Source organism: Reyranella sp. (genome assembly GCF_050185545.1).
In the GTDB taxonomy this organism is placed as follows: domain Bacteria; phylum Pseudomonadota; class Alphaproteobacteria; order Reyranellales; family Reyranellaceae; genus Reyranella.
The window spans coordinates 12485-30610 of sequence record NZ_JBFWZI010000077.1 but is presented as its reverse complement, the minus strand read 5'-3'; the positions used below and the strand labels follow the sequence as shown (position 1 = coordinate 30610).

Below are 18126 nucleotides of genomic sequence, written 5' to 3'. Positions count from 1 at the left end.
GTCTACCTCGAGGAAGGCGTGACGCACTACTGCGTCACCAACATGCCGGGCTCGGTATCGCGCACCTCGACCTTCGCCTTGAACAACGCGACCCTGCCGTTCGCCCTGGCGCTCGCCGACAAGGGCTGGAAGAAAGCGATCGCAGACGATGTGCATCTGCGCAATGGTCTCAACGTCCACGACGGCAAGCTCGTCTGCCGGCCGGTCGCCGATGCGCTCGATCTGCCCTTCACGCCCGTCGAGGTGCTGGCGGCCTAGCCGCGTAGCAGCAGAAGCCGCTAATCTTCCGACCGCAACCCTGAAAGCAGGGGGCGTTCAGGAGGAAACATCATGTCCAGGATTCAGCGTCGTGCGCTGCTCGCGAGCAGCGCCGCTTTCGCGTTCACTCCAACCATTGTCCGCGCCCAGAAGAAGTACGATCCCGGCGTCTCCGACAAGGAGATCAAGCTCGGCAACACCAATCCCTACAGCGGGCCGCTATCGGCCTACGGCGTGATCGGCAAGTGCATCACCGGCTACTGGAACATGGTGAATGACCAGGGCGGTATCAACGGCCGCAAGATCACCTTCATCACCTATGACGACGGCTTCCAGCCGCCCAAGACGGTCGAGATGGTGCGCAAGCTGGTCGAGGACGATCAGGTGTTTTCCACCTTCCAGCTGCTCGGCACGGCGACCAACACGGTGGTGCAGAAATACCTCAACCAGAGGAAGGTGCCGCAGCTCTTCGTCGCCACCGGCGCGTCGAAGTGGGGCAACCCCAAGGACTTCCCGTGGACCATGGGATGGCAGCCCGATTACGTCTCCGAGGCGACGATCTACGCCAAGCACGTCGTGGCGAATCACAAGGGGGCAAAGATCGGCGTGCTCTACCAGAACGACGATGCCGGCAAGGACTACCTGCACGGCTTTCAGAAGGGCCTCGGCAAGGACAACGAGAAGCAGGTCGTCGCGGCGATGAGCTACGAGGCCACCGACCCGACCGTCGACAGCCAGGTGATCCAGATCAAGAGCTCCGGCGCCGAGGTGTTCTTCAATGCCTGCGCGCCCAAGGCGGCGGCCCAGGCGATCCGCAAGATCGCCGACCTGGGCTGGAAGCCGGCCCACTACCTCGCCAACGTCTCCGCCTCAGTCGCCTCGACCCTGAAGCCGGCCGGGCTCGAGAACAGCAAGGGCATCCTCACCGCCTACTACCTCAAGGATCCCACCGACCCGCAATGGGAGAAGGCGCCCGACTTCATCGAATGGAAGGCCTTCATGGGCAAGTACATGCCGGGTGCCAACCTGGCCGACGCCTCGTACGTCTATGCCTACGCGGTCTCGACCACCATGCGCCACGTGCTGACGCAGTGCGGCAATGAGCTGACGCGCGCAAACCTGATGAAGCAGGCCGCCAGCATGAAGGATCTGGTGGTGCCGCTGCTGCTGCCCGGCGTGAAGATCAACACCGGCCCGACCGATTTCTATCCCATCCAGTCGCTGCGCCTCGCGCGCTTCGACGGCGAGACGTGGAAGCTCTTCGGCGACGTGATCTCGGGGGATACCGCCTAGCCGATCTTTTCACTTCCAGGGATTGAGAACGGGAACGCGGGTGCGTTCATACTCGCGCGTGTCCCGCGTCACGACTGTGAGGCCATGATGCATCGCGGTCGCTGCAATGAACAGATCGGGCCGCGAGTAGGTGTGGCCCGCCTTGCGGCCCGCTTCGACCAGCATCCGCCATTTGAAGATGACATCCTCGCTCACGTCGAGAATACGTTGCTCGAACATCGGCCGGATCTTGTGTGTCAGCCAGTCGTTCAGCTACGCGCGCCGCGTGGCATCGGCCAAAAGCTCGATGCCGAACCGAACCTCCGCAAGCGTCACCGCGCTGACATGGAGCAGGTCGAGTGCCTGCCCCTCGACGAATGCCACCACTTTCTTTTCGGGGCTCGGCCGCCGCAGTTCGGACAGGACGTTGGTATCGAGCCGCCATCCCGTCATGGCTCGACGTCGCGCACAGGCATCCGCCCGCGCTTCGGTTCGATATCGACGTCGCGATAAGGCGACTCCTGCAAGGCGTCGACCAGTGCTCGCCCTGTGCGCTCGCCCTTGAGGCGGCGGAACTCGTCCGCAGCTACGACGACGACCTCGTCGCGCCCGTGCACAGTCACAAGTTGCGGCCCCTCGCTTCGCACGCGACGCACCAGTTCGCTGAAGCGAGCTTTGGCGTCCTGAAGTGGCCAACGTCCCGGCAGGCGCGGCTGCTTCGGCGACCTGGATTTTCTGGTCATGCTGACTAGCCTATCGGAGGCGCTGCCTGTTTCAAGATATGCGGCAAAGGATGGAGCACTTGCGGGGTCGGTAAGTTGAGCGGGGTCGCTTCAAGTGAACCCTCACCCTGCGGAGCCACGCGGGGCGCACAGTAGAACGCCGTCGTGTGACAGGGCGTGATACGCTCGGCACATCACTGCCCCCGCCGGGAACTGATCGACGCGCTGTCCATCTGACTCGGGACACCATGCAGACCGACACCCAGACTGCCAACCTGCCACCGATGCCTGCTCCTCGCCTGGGCCGCTGGGCCAACGCCAACGAGCTCTCTTTCTCCTCCCCGCCTCGTTGGGGAGGTGTCCGCGTCTGCGCGGACGGAGGGGCGTGGCTGGACCGCGGGCGTCACGCCCGCTCATCTCATGAAACATGCCCGGGCGAGACGCCCGCGGTCCACACGAGCATGACCCCTCCGTCCGCGCAGACGCGGACACCTGTACCAGCGAAGCTGGGGAGGAGGCGAAAGATCAGCGCGCCGGCAACGCCTCCATCACGAGGCGGCGCGAGTTCTCGAGATGCTCGCGGGCGACGCGTTCGGCGGCGGCGCCGTCGCCGCGGGCAAGGGTGTCGATCAGGGCGCGGTGGTCGGGACCCATCGACTTCACCCGGTCGAACACGAAGGTCAGCAGATGCATGGTGCGCTGGCTCTCCTCGAGCAGGGACGCCACGATGCGGGTCAGGCGATCGTTGCCGGCGGCGCGCGTGATCTCGATGTGGAAGTCGTTGTTGGCCTCGATCCAGCGCCGCTCGCTGCGACGGTCGCCGATCCTGAGGCCGCGCGTTACCCGGCCGTGCAGCTCCTCCAGGAACGCGATGTCGGCACGACCGGCCGCCAGACGCGCCGCCGCCGGTTCGAGGATGAGCCGCAGGCCGAACACCTCGTTGACCGAGTCGAGGGTGACAGGCGCCACCGTATGGCCCTGGCGGGGCCGAGCGATCACCAGGCCCTCGCGCGAAAGCGCGGCCAGGGCCCAGCGCACCGGCGCCTTGCCGACGCCATAAGCCTCGGCCAGCTGGCTTTCGCTGCACGACTCGCCCGGCACGTAGACGCAGCCCACGATATCGCGGCGGATGCGGCTGTAGATCTCCTCACCGAGCGAGCGCGGGGCAGCGGCCGGCTTGCGCCGGCGGAAGCCGCTCGCCCGGGACATGCGCAGCGCGGGACTCGCGCGGTCGTGTGACATGTCAGATGATTGCTGTCGCACGCTCATTTTGACAAGAGTGAAACCGATCCGGTGCCTTGCCATTGACTCGTGACATGTCACGATGCTTTCGTATCGTCGATCGTGGCGCGGGCTTGCGCATGGCTGTTCTCCGAATCGCCCGACCTTTGGAAATCGTTTCCGCCCATGAGCCCGTTGGCCGCAACTATGAAAAATCCTGGCGTGCCCGGCATGCGAGGATGCGACATGCTGGGAGCCAGGAGGGGGTTTCTATGACATTGCCTGTGCCGACGCTCGATCACGTGGTGATCAATGCGCGCGACGACATGGATCGCGCCGCCGACATCTACCAGCGGCTGGGATTTACGCTGACACCGCGCGGCTACCATTCGCTGGGTTCGATCAACCACCTGGCGATGTTCGGCACCGACTATCTCGAGCTGATCGCCGTGCCGAAGGGCGCGACGTCGGGACGGCTCGATCTTCTCACCTTCCCCTTCGGGCTGAACGGGCTGGTGTTCGGCTCCGAGGATTCGGCCATCACCTACGAATCGCTCGCCAAGGCCGGCGTGCCGATCGAACCGCCCGTCGAGTTCACCCGTCCGGTCGAGATCGACGGCCAGAAGCGCGACGCGCGCTTCCGCACCGTGCGCATGAAGGCGGGCGTCGTGCCCTACGGCCGTGTCTACTACTGCCATCATTTCACCCGCGACCTGGTGTGGCGCGACGCGTGGCGCCATCACGCCAACGGGACGGTCGCCGTGACGCGCGCCCTGATCGTCGAGCCGGACCCGGCAGCCGGCGCCAGGCTCTATGTCGACATGTTCGGCGCCGACCAGGTGCGCAACATCAAGGGCGGCAAGTCGCTCGTCGTCGGCAACTCGCGCTTCGACATCGTGACCGAGGCCGAACTGCGCGACCAGTTCGGCGACGCGGCCCCGGACCCGGAGGGGCGTGCGGCCTACATGGCCGGCCTCACCTTCCGGACGGCATCGCTCAACAAGGCGGCGCACGCGCTGCACGGCGGCAAGATCGACGACGTGCGCCCGGGAGCCGGCCGGCTGGTCGTGCCGGCGAAGCAGGCGCTGAATGCCGTGCTGGAGTTCGTCGAGTAGGCGGGGCCGGGACGACAGGAATCGTTGTCGGGAGCGACGAGACGCCATGGAGTACTACGACTGCTTTGCAGCGAGCTATGCCGCGGCGCGCGCCAAGTTCCTCGCGGCGTCGGCCGGCTGCGGCGGCGACGTCCGCTCCTTCGTCCATCCCGACAAGACGACGCCAGACGGCGCGCCACTTGCCATCGACGTGGCGCGCTTCGGCGATCGCCGGGCGGCGCGTCAGGCGCTGATCATCAGCGGCACTCATGGCCAGGAAGGATTCAGCGGCTCGGCGGTCCAGGTGGGCTGGGTGAGCGCCGGCGGGCCGGCGCGACTGCCGGCCAATGTTGGCGTCGTGTTGGTGCACGGGCTCAATCCCTACGGCTTTGCCCATTTCACGCGCACGACGGAAAACAACGTCGATCTCAACCGCAACTTCGTCGACCGCTCAGCAGGACCAATGCCGGCGAACCCGCACTACGAGACGCTCCACGAAGCGCTGCTCATGAATGAGTGGACCGCCGCCGAGAACGCCCGCGTCGATGCCGCCCTCGCCGCCTTCACCGAGCAGCACGGCCGCGATGCCCTGTTCGATACGCTGGCGCGCGGCCAGTACGTCCATCCGAACGGGCTGATGTATGGCGGTCAGCAGCGCGAATGGTCCAGCCGCACGCTCGAGACGATCGTGCAGGAGACGCTGGGCGACGCGGAGAAGGTGGCCTTCATCGACTGGCACACCGGGATCGGCGACTATGGCAAGCCGTTCTTCCTGTGCTTCAACGATGCCGACAGCGCACTGTTTGCGCGCGCCTGCGACTGGTGGGGCAAGGACAACGTCGTGGGCGTGCGGCCGCACGGCATGGAGCGGCCGAGCTACACCGGCCTGGTGTTCCACGGCGTCCAGCGCTTCCTCGGCAATCGCGAGATGTGCGGCGCGGTGATCGAGTTCGGCACGCGCGGCGTCAACATGCGGCGGGTGCTGCGGTTGGACCAGTGGCTGCGGCGCCAGGATGGCCTCGAGCCGGACGTGCGCGCCGCGCTGCAGGCCGACATGATGGATGCCTTCTGCCCGTTCGACGGCCAATGGCGGGCCGACACCCTCGCCTCGGGCCTCGAGCTTACCGACCGAGCGATCGCGGGACTTGCCTCATGGTGACCATCAAGTACGACAATCAGGGCGATGCCATTTCGCGTGACGTGCCCGCCGACGCGCTGGCCCTGATCGACGATGGCGGCAACGGCAGCGAGCGGCGCTACGCCTATGGCGACATCCTGCGGCTGAGCGGCGCGATCGCCCGCGGCCTGCTGAAGCGCGGGCTCTCCCGCGGCGATCGGGTCGCCGTCCTGTCGGCCAATCGCGCCGAGTTCCTGCTGACCTTTCTCGGCACCATGCAGGCCGGCCTGGTCTCCGTGCCGGTGAACTACAAGCTGCCGGCCGAGACGGTGGGCTACATCGTCGGCGACTGCGACGCCAGGCTGGTGATCGGCGATGACACGCGCCTCCCTCTGGCGCCCGACAGCGTCCCCAAGGTCTCGTTCGATCGAGACTTCGGGCAGTTCCTCGACGAAGGCCCGTTCACGCCGCTGGCCATGCAGCCCGAGGAAGCGGCGATGTTTCTCTATACCTCCGGCTCGACAGGCCAGCCCAAGGGCGTGGTGCTGTCGCACTATTCGCACCTGTGGGCGATCAGCCAGCGGGTGCGCCGGCCGGTGCCGATCGGCCAGCGCTCCCTGGTCGCGGCACCGCTCTATCATATGAACGGACTCGCCATGAGCCAGACGACGCTGAGCCACGGCGACACCATCGTGCTGCTGCCGCAATTCACCACCAAGGCCTATGTCGAAGCCGCCGCGCGCCATCGCGTCGCCTTCCTGACCTCGGTGCCGACCATGATCGCCATGATCCTGCGCGAGCCCGACCTGCTGGCGCGCAACGACCTGTCGGCGGTCGAGGCGGTGCGCATGGGCTCGGCACCGATCACCCAGTCGCTGATCGACCAGGTGCGCAAGGCCTTCCCGAAGGCGCAGATCAGCAACGGCTACGGCACGACCGAGGCCGGCCCGGTGGTATTCGGCCCGCATCCCAAGGGCATTCCCCAGCCCGAGCTGTCGACCGGCTATCCGCATCCCGACGTCGAGCTGCGCCTGGTGCGCGACGGCAAGGAGGTCGTGGGCAACGACGCCGAAGGCGGCGTACTGGAGATGAAGTGCGGCGCGCTCATGACGCACTACCACAAGCTGCCCGAGGCTACGGCCCGGGCGATGACTCCGGACGGCTTCTATCGCACCGGCGACGTGTTCCGGCGCGACGAGAATGGATTCTTCTTCTTCGTCGGCCGGGCCGACGACATGTTCGTGTGCGGCGGCGAGAACATCTACCCCGGCGAGGTCGAGAAGATGCTCGAGCGCCATCCCGCCATCCATCAGGCGGCGGTGCTGCCGGTGCCCGACGAGCTCAAGGGCCACAAGCCGATCGCCTTCGTCGTCAGGGCGCCCGGCGCCGAGCTCGACGAGCAGGCGGTCAAGAGCTACGCGCTGGCCCACGCGCCGGCCTATCAGCATCCGCGCCGCGTGCTGTTCATTTCCGAGATGCCGCTCGCCGGCACCAACAAGATCGACAAGCGCGTGCTGGCGCGACAGATACCAACCGAAGGGGAGATCCAGGGATGAGAGCCGCAGTCGTCCGCGAGCATGGCGGGCCGGACCGCCTGAACTTCGAGCCGAGCTTCCCCGATCCCAAGCCTGGCGAAGGCGACGTGATCGTGGCCGTCAAGGCCGCGTCGCTCAACTACCACGACGTCTTCACGCGCCGGGGCATGCCGGGCATCAAGGTGCCGATGCCGGCCATCATGGGCCTCGACATGGCCGGCGAGATCGCCGAGGTTGGCCCCGGCGTGACCGGATGGAAGAAGGGCGATCGCGTCGTCGTCGATCCGATCAACCGCGTCGAAGGCGGCCTGATGGGCGAGACCATCCATGGCGGCCTGGCCGAGCTCTGCCGGACACGCGCGCATCAGCTGATCCGGATTCCCGACGGCGTGAGCTACACCGACGCCGCCGCGCTGCCCTGCGCCTACGGCACGGCACTGCGCATGATGACCACCAACGGCCACGTGGCAAAGGGCGAGAAGGTGCTGATCCTGGGCGCATCGGGCGGCGTCGGCGTGTGCTGCCTGCAGATCGCCAAGATCGCCGGCGCCGAGGTGATCGCCTGCGCCGGCACCGATGCCAAGGCAAAGCGGCTGATGGAACTCGGCGCCGACAAGACAATCAACTACGTCACCCACGACTTCCAGGACGAGATCTACAAGCTTTACGGCAAGCCGACGCGGCGCGGCGGCGGCACCGACCGCGGCGTCGATGTGGTGGTGAACTACACCGGCGGCGACACCTGGGTGAAATCGCTGAAGGTGCTGAAGGTCGGCGGCCGGCTGCTGACCTGTGGCGCCACGGCAGGCTACGCCCCCACGGAGGACATCCGCTTCATCTGGACCTTCGAGCTGAAGCTGCTGGGCTCCAACGGCTGGGCGCGCTCGGATGTCGAGACGCTTCTGAAGATGGTGCAGGAGGGCAAGCTCAAGGTCCTGGTCGACAAGGTCTTCAAGCTCGAGGACGCGCGCGAGGCGCTGCGCGTGATCGAGGACCGCGAGGTGTTCGGCAAGATCGTGGTGGCGCCATGAGCGGTGTCGTTCCCTTCACCAGGGAAGAGCTGCAGGCGATGCTCGACCATTCGCCGTTCATCGCCTTCCTCGGACTCACGGTGACGGAGGCCGACCCGGCCAACGAGCAGATCACCATGACCTGCGCCATGCGCCCCGAGTTCGAGCGCGGCGCCGGCACCGGCCAATGGCATGGCGGTCCACTCGCCGCGATCATCGACACGGTCGGCGACTACGCGCTGATCATGTTGCTGCGCCGCGGCCTGCCGACGATCAATTTCCGCGTCGATTACCTGCGGCCCGCCATCAAGACCGGCCTCGTCATCACGGCGAAGGTGCGACGTGCCGGCAAAAGCGTGGGCGTCGTCGACGTCGACGTGCTCAACGAGCAGAAGGCGCTGCTGGCGGTGGGACGGGCGACGTATTCGACGCTTTGAGACTCCTCCCCAGCTCGCTGGGGAGGTGCACCCGTAGTCGGGGGCGGAGGGGTCATGAATCATGCGGACCGCGGGCGTCCCGCCCGCTCATGAGGCAGCGGCGATGAGCGGGCGGGACGTCCGCGGTCCGGAAGACCATGACCCTCCGTCGCCGAAGACGGCTACACCTGCCCAGCGAGCTGGGGAGGAGAAGGCGACGGTACAGAGATTGCTTCGGGGGGATCAGGGATCGGGGACGGAGGGGCTCATGACGAAGAGGTTTTCACGTCGTTCATTCGGCGCAGGGGCATTCGGCGCCGGCGCACTCGCCGCCGGCATCATTGGCAAGAGCGGCGCGTCGCTCGCCCAGGCCACGCCCAAGCGCGGCGGCACCCTGGTGGCGACCTGGGGTGGCGGCGAGCCGCAGGCCTGTTACGTGCCGGCGGGCGGCGGTTCAAGCCCGACCTTCTCGTCGTCCAAGCTGTTCGAGCGGCTGGGCCGCCGCACCATGGACGGATCCTTCGAAGGCGAGCTGGCCGAAGCCTGGAAGCCCGCCGCCGACTTCAAGTCCTATGCGATCAGGATCCGCAAGGGTGTCAAGTTCCACGACGGCAAGGACATGACGGTCGACGACGTCGTCTACTCGATCGGCGAGATCTGGAAGAAGTATGGCGCCGCCGCGGCGCTGACCGACTTTGCCGGAGTCGAGGCGCCGGACAGGGATTCCGTGATCGTCACGTTCAACAAGCCGGTGCCGGAATATTTCTTCTCGTCGCTGCTCTGCGGCATCGTCAACTACATCGTGCCCAGGCACGTCTACGCCGGCTCCGACCCGGTCACCAACCCGGCGAATAATTCCCCGATCGGCACCGGGCCGTGGAAGTTCAAGGAATGGGTTCGCGGCAGCCACTTCGAGTATGTCCGCAACGACGCCTACTGGCGCAAGGACATGCCCTACATGGATCGGCTGATCATCCGTTACGTGCGCGATCCGGCCGGTCGTGCCGCCGCCATGGAGGCGGGTGACATCCATATCGGCGTGTTCAATCCGGTGGCGCCGCCCGACATCAAGCGCCTGACCGGGACGGGAAAATTCGTCGCCACCTCCAAGGGCTACGAGGAGTCAGTGTGGTCGACGTCGTTCGAGGTCAACATGCGCAATCCGATCTTCGCCAAGCGCGAGGTCCGGCAGGCGATGTTCTTCGCCGTCGATCGCAATCTGATCGCCAAGACGGTCTACTACGGCTATGCGCGACCGGGCACCAGCCCGATCTTCTCGCCCAACAAGCAGTTCTTCACCGCCGATACCTTCAAGACCGTCTTCGATCCCAAGAAGGCGGCGGCTCTGCTCGATGCGGCGGGCTACCCGAAGCAGAAGGACGGCAAGCGCTTCACGCTCAACCTGCTGGCGGCGGGCTGGTTCGCCGAGAACGGCAAGATCGGCGCGATCGTCAAGCAGGGGCTGGAGGATGTCGGCGTCGGCATCAACCTCACCGTCCCCGATCGGCCGACGTCGATCAAGCGCATCTACACCGACTACGATTTCGACCTGGCCATTTCCAACCAGGCCAACCCGTCCGAGCCGGTGCCGTCGACGACGCAGTACTACACCTCGGACGGCATCAAGAAGGGCGTGCCCTTCCGCAACGCCTCGGGCTTCCACACACCCGAGGTCGACGCGCTGGTCGAAAAGATCAAGGTCGAGACCGATCCGGCCAAGCGCAAGGCGCTGGTCGTCGAGTTCCAGAAGATCACGACGCTGGAGTGCGCCAACCTGCCCCTGGTCGAGCTCGAATCGATCACCGTCGCCAGCACGAAGGTGCAGAACCATTCCAACGACCCCAACTACCTGGCGGCGAGCTGGTACGACATATGGCTGGCGTGACTTTCATTCTCCTCCCCGGCTCCGCTGGGGAGGTGCCCCGTCGTCCGGGGCGGAGGGGTCATGCTCTACTGGACCGCGGGCGTCTCGCCCGATATACACATGAGCGGGCGAGACGCCCGCGATCCGCATGAATCTTGACCCCTCCGTCACCGTAAGACGGCGACATCTCCCCAGCGAAGCCGGGGAGGAGAATGATCATTCATGGCCGTAGCCCCCAGCTCGCGCCAGCGTGCGGCGCTCCGACTCCTGCGGCGGCGGCTGATCCAGGCGGTGCCGCTGATGCTCGGCGTCGTGATCATCAATTTCTGCCTGATCCAGCTGGCGCCCGGCAGCTTCCTCGACCTGATGACGGCAGAGAACCAGGTGAGCGACCCTGCGACGATCGAGCTCCTGCGCAAGACCTACGGGCTCGACGATCCGGTCTGGCTGCAGCTCGTGAAATACATCTGGGCGCTGGTGCAGTTCGACTTCGGCTTTTCCTATCGCCAGAACATGCCGGTGATCCAGGCCATCTCGGTGCACCTCCCGGCGACCCTACTGCTCATGGTGTCGAGCATCACGCTGGCGCTCACCGTCGGCGTCGCCGCGGGCGTCGTCGCCTCGGTCAAGGTGCGCACGGTGTGGGACAGCCTGGTCTCGATCGCCGCCATGTTCTTCTTCGCCGCGCCGAGCTTCTGGCTCGGCATCATGCTGATCGTGCTGTTCTCGGTGAAGCTCGGGTGGCTGCCGGTCGGCGGCATGGCGACGATCGGCGGGGTGAGTGGCGGCGGCGCCGGCAGCGGCATCGCCGGCGTGCTCGACATCCTGCACCATCTGGTCCTGCCGACCCTGGCGCTCGGCCTGTTCTATGCCGCGATCTATGCCCGCGTCATGCGCTCCTCGATGCTCGAGGTGGCGCAGCTCGATTTCGTGCGCACCGCCCGGGCCAAGGGGCTGAGCCGCAACAAGGTCACGGTGAACCACGTGCTGCGCAACGCGCTCCTGCCGGTGGTCACCATCCTCGGCGTGCAGATGGGCACGGTGCTGGCCGGCAGCGTCGTGATCGAGAGCGTGTTCAGCTGGCCCGGCATCGGCTCGCTGCTGTTCGACAGCGTGAGCTCGCGCAACTACCCGGTCGTGCTCGGCATTCTGGTGCTGGGCTCGCTGGTGGTGATCGCGGCCAACATCGCCGTCGACCTGGTCTATATGTGGCTCGACCCGCGCATCGAGATCCGCTGATGGCGCGCATCGAGATCCCCCGCTTCGAGTTCGTGGCCCGGTTCGCCCGCAACCGCGGCGCCCTGGTCGGCGCCGTGCTGATTGTCCTGGTGGGGTTGATGGCCGTGCTGGCGCCGCTGCTCTTTCCCACCGATCCACTGCGCATCGTCGGTGCGCCCGAGTTGTGGCCAGGCGAGGATCCCGACTTTCCGCTCGGCACCGATTCGCTCGGCCGCGACATCCTGGCGATGATCGTGCACGGTGCGCGCGCCACCCTGCTGATCGGACTCTGCGCCTCGGCCGTCGCCACCCTGATCGGCGTCACCATCGGCGCCATCGCCGGGTACTTTGGAAGCTGGGTCGACGAGATCGTGATGCGCGCGGCCGAGCTGTTCCAGACCATCCCCAACCTGATCTTCGTGCTCACCATCGTCGTCATCCTGGGCTCGACGCTCACCAACATCGTGATCGCCATCGGCATCGTGAGCTGGACCTCGATCGCGCGCATGACCCGCGCCGAGTTCCTGGCGCTGCGCGATCGCGAGTTCGTGCAGGCCTGCCGGGCCATGGGCATGGGCAATGGCGGCATCATCCTGGGCGAGATCCTGCCCAACGCCCTGCCGCCGGTGATCGTGCTGTCCTCCCTGGTGGTGGCCGGCGCCATCCTGTTCGAATCGGCGGTGTCCTTCCTGGGTCTCGGCGATCCCAACCTGGCGAGCTGGGGCCGCCTGGTCGGCGACGGAAGGCAGCTGATCCGCAGCTCGTGGTACATCTGCGCCATCCCCGGCGTCGCCATCATGGTTACGGTGCTCTGCCTCAACCTGATCGGCGACGGGCTGAACGACGCCCTCAATCCCAAGCTCAGGGATCGCTGATGGCGAGTTGTTCACGTCATGGCCGGGAGCGCCACTCCGTGGCGCCCTCTTTCTCCTCCCCAGCGAAGCTGCGGAGGAAATGAGGGCGCCATGACCCTCCCTCTCGAAGTCACCGACCTCAGCACCACGCTGTTCACGCGGCGCGGCGAGATGAAGGCGGTCGACGGCCTGTCGCTTTCGGTCGATGCCGGCGAAACGGTGGCGCTGGTGGGCGAGTCGGGCTGCGGCAAGTCGCTGTCGGCGCTGTCGATCATGCGCCTGCTTCCCGATCCGCCGGCGCGCATCGTCGGCGGCACCGTGGCGCTGAACGGCCGCGACCTCGTGGCCCTGCCCGAGGAGGCCATGCTTGCCATCCGGGGCAAGGAGATCGGCATGATCTTCCAGGACCCGATGAGCTCGCTCAATCCGGTGGCGACCGTGGAGAAGCAGATCGCCGAGGTGCTGATGGCGCACGGCGATCTCCGCCGTGGCCAGGCGCGCATCCGCGCCCTCGAGCTCCTCGAGCTGGTCGGCATGCCTGATGCCGCGCGCCGGCTCGATGCCTATCCGCACCAGCTCTCCGGCGGCATGTGCCAGCGCGTCATGATCGCCATGGCGATCGCCTGCAGCCCCGCGGTGCTGATCGCCGACGAACCGACGACGGCGCTCGACGTCACCGTCCAGGCACAGGTGCTGGCCCTCCTGAAGCGCCTGCAGGCCGATGCCGGCATGGCGATGATCTTCATCACCCACGATCTCGGCGTGGTGGCCGAGACGGCCGATCGCGTGGTCGTCATGTATGCCGGCCGCAAGGTCGAGGAGGCATCGGTCGATGACCTTTTCGAGGCGCCGCTGCATCCCTACACGGTGGGCCTGATCGGCGCCACGCCAGTGCCGGGTGCGGCGCGCGTCGATCGCCTGGCCGACATCCCGGGCATGGTGCCGCCGCTCAACGCCTTGCCGCCGGGCTGCGCCTTCGCGCCGCGCTGTCCGCGGGTGATGGAGCGCTGCCGGCACGCGCGGCCGGCGCTCACCCGGCCGGCGCCGGACCGTCTGGTCGCCTGCTTCGCCGTCGAGCAGGACTAAAGCCCGTGTCGCTGCTCGCGCTCGACAATGTCCATGTCCACTTCGCCACCGCGGCCGGCCTGGTCCGTGCTGTCAACGGTGTCAGCCTCGAGCTCGCCGTCGGCGAGACGCTGGGGCTGGTGGGTGAATCGGGTTGCGGCAAGTCGACGCTCGGCAAGGCGATCGTCAAGCTGGTGCCGATCGCCAGCGGCGCCATCGTGGTCGACGGAGTCGACATCGCGCCGCTCGGCGGCGAGCGCCTGGGCGAGATGCGCCGCAAGGTGCAGATGATCTTCCAGGACCCTTACGGCTCGCTCAACCCGCGCTCGACCATCGGCCGCTCGGTCGCCCAGCCGCTGCTTATCGCCGGCTGGAAGAAGGATGCGGCGGCCGCGCGCGTCGATACGCTGCTGGGCTGGGTCGGCCTGCCGGCCGACGCCAAGCAGCGCTATCCGCACGAGTTCTCCGGCGGCCAGCGCCAGCGCATCGGCATCGCCCGCGCGCTGGCCCTCAACCCCAAGCTGATCATCTGCGACGAGCCGGTGTCAGCGCTCGACGTCTCGGTGCGCGCCCAGGTGATCAACCTGCTCGAGGATCTGAAGAGCGAGTTCGGCGTCTCCTACCTGTTCATCAGCCACGACCTGTCGGTGGTCGAGCACATCGCCGACCGCGTGGCGGTGATGTATCTCGGCACCCTGGTCGAGATCGGCGGGCGCGATCTGATCTGGCGCAATCCGCAGCACCCCTACACCAGGGCGCTGCTGGCGGCGGCACCGATCGCCGATCCCAGGGCGGCGCGGGCGCGCCAGCGCACCATCCTGCAGGGCGAGTTGCCGAGCCCGCTCGACCCGCCGCCCGGCTGCCCGTTCCAGTCGCGCTGCCCGATCGCCGAGGCGCGATGCAAGCAGGAGAGGCCGGCGCTGCGGCCGACCACCGACGGCGGGCTCGCAGCGTGCCATTTCGTATGATTGCGCTATGATCGCGCCATGAGATTGCGCCTCGTCGCGGCACTGCTTGCCGCCCTGGCCCCTGGCGGACTGGCCTCCGGAGAACTGGCCGCCCAGACCATGGACTTCGCCTGCCCCGCGCCGGGCACCACCTTCACCTACGACAGCGGCACCAAGGTCGTCGTGCGCGGGCGCGACGGCATCGATTGCCTGATGGACCGGGACGGCGGCGCCCCCTTCAGGCTGCGTGCCCTGCTGTTCGACAATCCGTCGGCGAACGGCGCCGACATATCGGCCTTCCTCGCGGCGCTGAAGCCCGAGCGGCTGTGGCCGCTGGAAGTCGGCAAGAGGATCGAGGCGCGCTACAGCGTCGGCGGCCGGACTTGGAGCTACGTGCTGACGGTGGCGCGCTACGAAAGGCGCACCGGCCCCGGCGATGCGCTGATCGACACCTTCGTCATCGAGATGAACGAGGCCGGCGAGAACGGCCAGCGCTCGATCTCGCGCTGGTGGATCTCGCCCGCCGACAAGTTCGCCATCCGCTATGACTACAGCGACGGCGCCGGCCAGGCCAACCGCGCCGTGGTGACCAGCGTCACCCGCTGAGGATCGTGAAGTTCTAATCGACCTGGTAGGCCGGGGTCGGCTGCGTCGGATCGACGCCGCCGGAGGTGGTGTTGTTGCTGATGTAGCCGCCGCCGACACCTGAAATCTGCGTTCCCGTCACGACATACTGGTTCCACACGGTCTCGACGAAGAACTGCAGGGCCGTGGCGTCGGCCGGTAGCACGGTCAGCCCGCCCGCCGCGAGCTGCCAGATCGTCGCCGGGCTGCCGGCGAGCGCCGGACCGACGACGGAAGACAGAAGGGTGGGATCGTTGCTCGCCGCCACGAGGTTCGAGAGCGAAGTACCGCCGACCAGGACGCCATAGGCACTGGTCTCGTTGTAGTCGAGATTGGTGAGCCCGTTGCCGGTCTGGTTGCCGGACCCGCCGTCCCCCAGCGCATCGAAAAACTCTGGTTCTGCAGCGCCGCGTCGACGGACTCGACCGTGGTTTCGTCGGTGATGCGATAGCCGGTGAAGTCGAGGTAGGTCGACTTGTCGAGTGGAATGCTTGCCATGTCGCTACCCCATGCGCGAGATCAGTCCAGGCTCAACCGATGGAAGCCAGCTCGGTATTGGCGCCGCAGACCAGTGTGGCGACGCGCTCGCCCGGGGCCGGGCGATAGGCTCCGGCCATCAGCGCGGCGAGACCGGTGGCGCCGGCCGGCTCGGCGATCACCCTGAGCTCGTCCCACAGGGCACGCTGCGCCGCCCGCACGGCGTCGTCGCTCACCAGCACCGATTCGCGCACCAGCTTCCGCGCAATCTCGAAATTCGGCGTGCCGATGCGGCTGGCGCCGAGGGCGTCGGCGGCGATGCCGGAGATCGCCACGTCGACCGGCTTGCCCGCACGCAACGCCGCGTGCAGGGTCGGCGTGCCCTCGGTCTCGACGGCGACGATCTTGACGTTGCTCCCGATCGCGGCGGCGCAGCCGGCAATCAGGCCGCCGCCGCCGACCGCCACCAGAAGGGTGTCGAACCTCGCCTGCCCGGTGAATTCGAGCGCCACGCTGCCGGCGCCGGCGAACACGACCGGGTCGTCGTAGGCGTAGACGATCAGCGCGCCGGTCTCGGCCGCGCGTCGCTCCGAGGCGGCGCGCGCCTCGGCATAGACTGGGCCGATCTGGTGCACGATCGCGCCGTAGGCCTTGAGGCGCGCCACCTTGGCGGGCGAGGCGATCGTCGGCACGAAGATCTCGGCGCGATGGCCGAGCGCGCGGGCGGCGTAGGCGGCGGCCGCGCCGTGATTGCCGCCGGACGCGGCGACGATCCCGGCTGCCGGCACCGTCGAGGCGAGCAGCTTGTGGAAGGCGCCTCGACCCTTGAACGAGCCGCTCACCTGCATCGATTCGAGCTTGAGCGCGAGCGGCGCGTCGACGCCGAACGAGCCGGCCGGCAACTCGATGACAGGCGTACGGCGGACATGCGGTTGGATGAGGCGCCAGGCGGCCTCGACGTTGCTGCGATCGATCATCAGGAAGCGCTCATGGTCATTTGGACCGCGGGCGACTCGCCCGCACATTACAATGTGCGGGCGAGACGCCCGCGGTCCAGAAAAGGGCGAATGGATTCACGGCTGCCGGCAAGCCGGCACGTGGCGCAGGAAATGGTCGAAGTCGGGCGTGCGGGCGCGCGGGTCCTTGGCCGCCTCGTCGTAGCGGCGCAGGCGCACCGCCTCGGCGAACTGCGGATGGCGCCGGAAGTCCGCCACCTCCGCGGCCGACATCGGCCCGCCCTGCAGCGCCAGGCTGCGCACCGAGTCGGGCGACAGCTTGCCGAAATAGTCCGGCTCGGCGGCGCACAGGTAGCGCTTGGCGGCGACGTGCAGGCGCACCGGCTCGCTGACGTCCGGGCCGAAGCGCTCGGCCAGCCAGTCCGCCCCCAGGCTCTCGTGGACGTCGTCGACGCCGCGTGCCGCCGGATCCTCGCCCAGCCGATGGATCATGTGGCCGACATCGTGCAGCAGCGAGGCCAGCACGGTGGCCGGCGGCGCGCCGTCGGCCTCGGCCAGCGCCGCCGCCTGCAGGGCGTGCTGCAACTGGTTGATCTCGCTCAGGCCGTAACGCCGCGTGGCGCGGCCGGCGAAGATCTCGAGAAGTTCCTGGCGCAGGGGGTCGCTCATGCGCCCTGTCTACCACGATTCGCGTAGCCGGGAATCTTGGTGAGCGCATGTTGCAGGGGGTCGCGGCGCCACGCGTTGGTGACGAAATCGCCATGCATGTCGAGGCCGCCGCAGCTGATGAAGGCGACCGTGCCGGGCGACAGGCTGGCCGGCAAGGTCCTGCCGAACGGCACCCGGCGCTTCTGCAACAGACCCTGCAGCGTTGCGTTCTCGTCGCGGGTGGAATCGGTGAAAGCGCTGAGCAGGAAGGCCTGGCGGCGCCGCGCCGCGATCCAGGCGGCGAATTTGTCCTCCTCGCCGTACAGCGCATCCATCAGGATCACGCCCCTTATGCGGTGGCTGGCGCCACCCCGGCTGAGGGCATAGGCGGCCGACAGATAGCCGCCGCTGTAGGCCACGATCACGACCGGCGCCATGTTGAACTGGCGGCCGGCATTGCGGTCGCCGTGCAGCCGCATCAGGCGCTCGGCCGACTCGTCGAGATAGGCGGCAAAATGGCCGGGCTTCCAGAAATTGCCGGCGCTCGAATCGGCGGCATCGACCGCGAGCTGCGGCGCCACCAGGGCCATATTGCGCTGCGACTCGGCAATCTGGCGCGGCACCCCTTGGCGGACCATGACGTCGCGCTCCAGGGTCGCCCCCTGGCCGTGCAGGTAAAGCACGATCAGCACCGGCTTGCGCGCATCGAACCCCGGCGGAAGGTAGAGCAGCGAGCGGCGATCGCTGTAGGTCGTCGTCTCCCAGAACACCTCGCCGCGCAGGCTGGTGTGGCCGCGCTTGCGGCCGTCGCGCGCATCGAGGAAGGGC

20 protein-coding genes and 1 pseudogene are annotated in these 18126 nt (G+C 67.4%); 13 read left to right on the top strand and 8 right to left on the bottom strand.

All coding sequences use genetic code 11. The features are described 5' to 3' along the window. Both AB7O82_RS20395 and AB7O82_RS20390 read left to right on the top strand, forming a co-directional pair. A pseudogene (locus AB7O82_RS20395) lies at positions 1–258 on the top strand (alanine dehydrogenase); the annotation flags it as partial. A gap of 72 nt (positions 259–330) precedes the next feature. Continuing rightward, a complete protein-coding gene (locus tag AB7O82_RS20390) occupies positions 331–1551 on the top strand; it encodes an ABC transporter substrate-binding protein (RefSeq protein ID WP_428551708.1) in 1221 nt (406 codons plus the stop codon). A gap of 9 nt (positions 1552–1560) precedes the next feature. Here the strand turns inward: AB7O82_RS20390 and AB7O82_RS20385 are convergent, their stop codons facing one another. The 4 genes from AB7O82_RS20385 to AB7O82_RS20370 form a co-directional block, all read right to left on the bottom strand. After that, entirely contained in the window at positions 1561–1770 is a 210-nt protein-coding gene (locus AB7O82_RS20385; protein WP_428551706.1) for a PIN domain-containing protein, read from the bottom strand. A gap of 33 nt (positions 1771–1803) precedes the next feature. Further along, positions 1804–1983 carry a PIN domain-containing protein gene (locus AB7O82_RS20380; RefSeq protein ID WP_428551704.1) on the bottom strand — a complete coding sequence of 60 codons (180 nt, stop codon included), beginning with the start codon at positions 1981–1983 and terminating at the stop codon, positions 1804–1806. Then, the gene (locus tag AB7O82_RS20375; RefSeq protein ID WP_428551701.1) at positions 1980–2273 is read right to left on the bottom strand and encodes a type II toxin-antitoxin system Phd/YefM family antitoxin; all 294 of its coding nucleotides are present in this window, start codon (positions 2271–2273) and stop codon (positions 1980–1982) included. Before AB7O82_RS20375 ends, AB7O82_RS20380 begins: the two co-directional genes overlap by 4 nt. A 504-nt stretch (positions 2274–2777) precedes the next feature. After that, the gene (locus AB7O82_RS20370; RefSeq protein ID WP_428551698.1) at positions 2778–3494 is read right to left on the bottom strand and encodes a GntR family transcriptional regulator; all 717 of its coding nucleotides are present in this window, start codon (positions 3492–3494) and stop codon (positions 2778–2780) included. A 251-nt stretch (positions 3495–3745) separates the two neighbouring features. Between AB7O82_RS20370 and AB7O82_RS20365 the strand changes: the two genes are divergently transcribed. The 11 genes from AB7O82_RS20365 (at position 3746) to AB7O82_RS20315 (ending at position 15199) form a co-directional block, all read left to right on the top strand. Further along, complete coding sequence (locus AB7O82_RS20365; protein WP_428551696.1) at positions 3746–4588, top strand: VOC family protein; 843 nt, start codon at positions 3746–3748, stop codon at positions 4586–4588. Between the two features lie 46 nt (positions 4589–4634). Beyond that, positions 4635–5726, top strand: coding sequence for a M14 family metallopeptidase (locus tag AB7O82_RS20360; RefSeq protein WP_428551694.1), 1092 nt, complete (start codon positions 4635–4637; stop codon positions 5724–5726). After that, complete coding sequence (locus AB7O82_RS20355; protein WP_428551691.1) at positions 5720–7240, top strand: class I adenylate-forming enzyme family protein; 1521 nt, start codon at positions 5720–5722, stop codon at positions 7238–7240. The genes AB7O82_RS20360 and AB7O82_RS20355 overlap by 7 nt, the downstream gene beginning before the upstream one ends. Then, a complete protein-coding gene (locus AB7O82_RS20350) occupies positions 7237–8250 on the top strand; it encodes a zinc-binding dehydrogenase (RefSeq protein ID WP_428551689.1) in 1014 nt (337 codons plus the stop codon). The genes AB7O82_RS20355 and AB7O82_RS20350 overlap by 4 nt, the downstream gene beginning before the upstream one ends. Beyond that, positions 8247–8666, top strand: a complete 420-nt coding sequence (locus tag AB7O82_RS20345) for a PaaI family thioesterase (protein ID WP_428551686.1) — start codon at positions 8247–8249, stop codon at positions 8664–8666. The genes AB7O82_RS20350 and AB7O82_RS20345 overlap by 4 nt, the downstream gene beginning before the upstream one ends. 247 nt (positions 8667–8913) lie before the next feature. Next, a complete protein-coding gene (locus AB7O82_RS20340) occupies positions 8914–10530 on the top strand; it encodes an ABC transporter substrate-binding protein (protein ID WP_428551684.1) in 1617 nt (538 codons plus the stop codon). Between the two features lie 201 nt (positions 10531–10731). Continuing rightward, positions 10732–11748, top strand: a complete 1017-nt coding sequence (locus AB7O82_RS20335; RefSeq protein ID WP_428554050.1) for an ABC transporter permease — start codon at positions 10732–10734, stop codon at positions 11746–11748. Continuing rightward, complete coding sequence (locus tag AB7O82_RS20330; RefSeq protein ID WP_428620024.1) at positions 11748–12602, top strand: ABC transporter permease; 855 nt, start codon at positions 11748–11750, stop codon at positions 12600–12602. The genes AB7O82_RS20335 and AB7O82_RS20330 overlap by 1 nt, the downstream gene beginning before the upstream one ends. 90 nt (positions 12603–12692) lie before the next feature. Next, positions 12693–13667 (top strand): ABC transporter ATP-binding protein, encoded by a 975-nt coding sequence (locus tag AB7O82_RS20325; protein WP_428554054.1) that lies wholly within the window; start codon positions 12693–12695, stop codon positions 13665–13667. A gap of 5 nt (positions 13668–13672) precedes the next feature. Further along, complete coding sequence (locus AB7O82_RS20320; protein ID WP_428554057.1) at positions 13673–14614, top strand: ABC transporter ATP-binding protein; 942 nt, start codon at positions 13673–13675, stop codon at positions 14612–14614. An 18-nt stretch (positions 14615–14632) separates the two neighbouring features. Next, entirely contained in the window at positions 14633–15199 is a 567-nt protein-coding gene (locus AB7O82_RS20315; protein WP_428554059.1) for a hypothetical protein, read from the top strand. 13 nt (positions 15200–15212) lie between these two features. Here AB7O82_RS20315 and AB7O82_RS20310 read toward each other — a convergent pair whose 3' ends face one another. The 4 genes from AB7O82_RS20310 to AB7O82_RS20295 all read right to left on the bottom strand — a co-directional run. Beyond that, positions 15213–15485, bottom strand: coding sequence for a hypothetical protein (locus AB7O82_RS20310; protein ID WP_428554062.1), 273 nt, complete (start codon positions 15483–15485; stop codon positions 15213–15215). A 262-nt stretch (positions 15486–15747) separates the two neighbouring features. Beyond that, the gene (locus tag AB7O82_RS20305; protein WP_428554065.1) at positions 15748–16671 is read right to left on the bottom strand and encodes a threonine/serine dehydratase; all 924 of its coding nucleotides are present in this window, start codon (positions 16669–16671) and stop codon (positions 15748–15750) included. Between the two features lie 96 nt (positions 16672–16767). Next, positions 16768–17319, bottom strand: coding sequence for an HD domain-containing protein (locus tag AB7O82_RS20300; RefSeq protein WP_428554067.1), 552 nt, complete (start codon positions 17317–17319; stop codon positions 16768–16770). Beyond that, a partial coding sequence (locus tag AB7O82_RS20295) for an alpha/beta hydrolase (RefSeq protein WP_428620022.1) occupies positions 17316–18126 on the bottom strand: 811 nt, incomplete at its 5' end. The genes AB7O82_RS20295 and AB7O82_RS20300, both read right to left, overlap by 4 nt.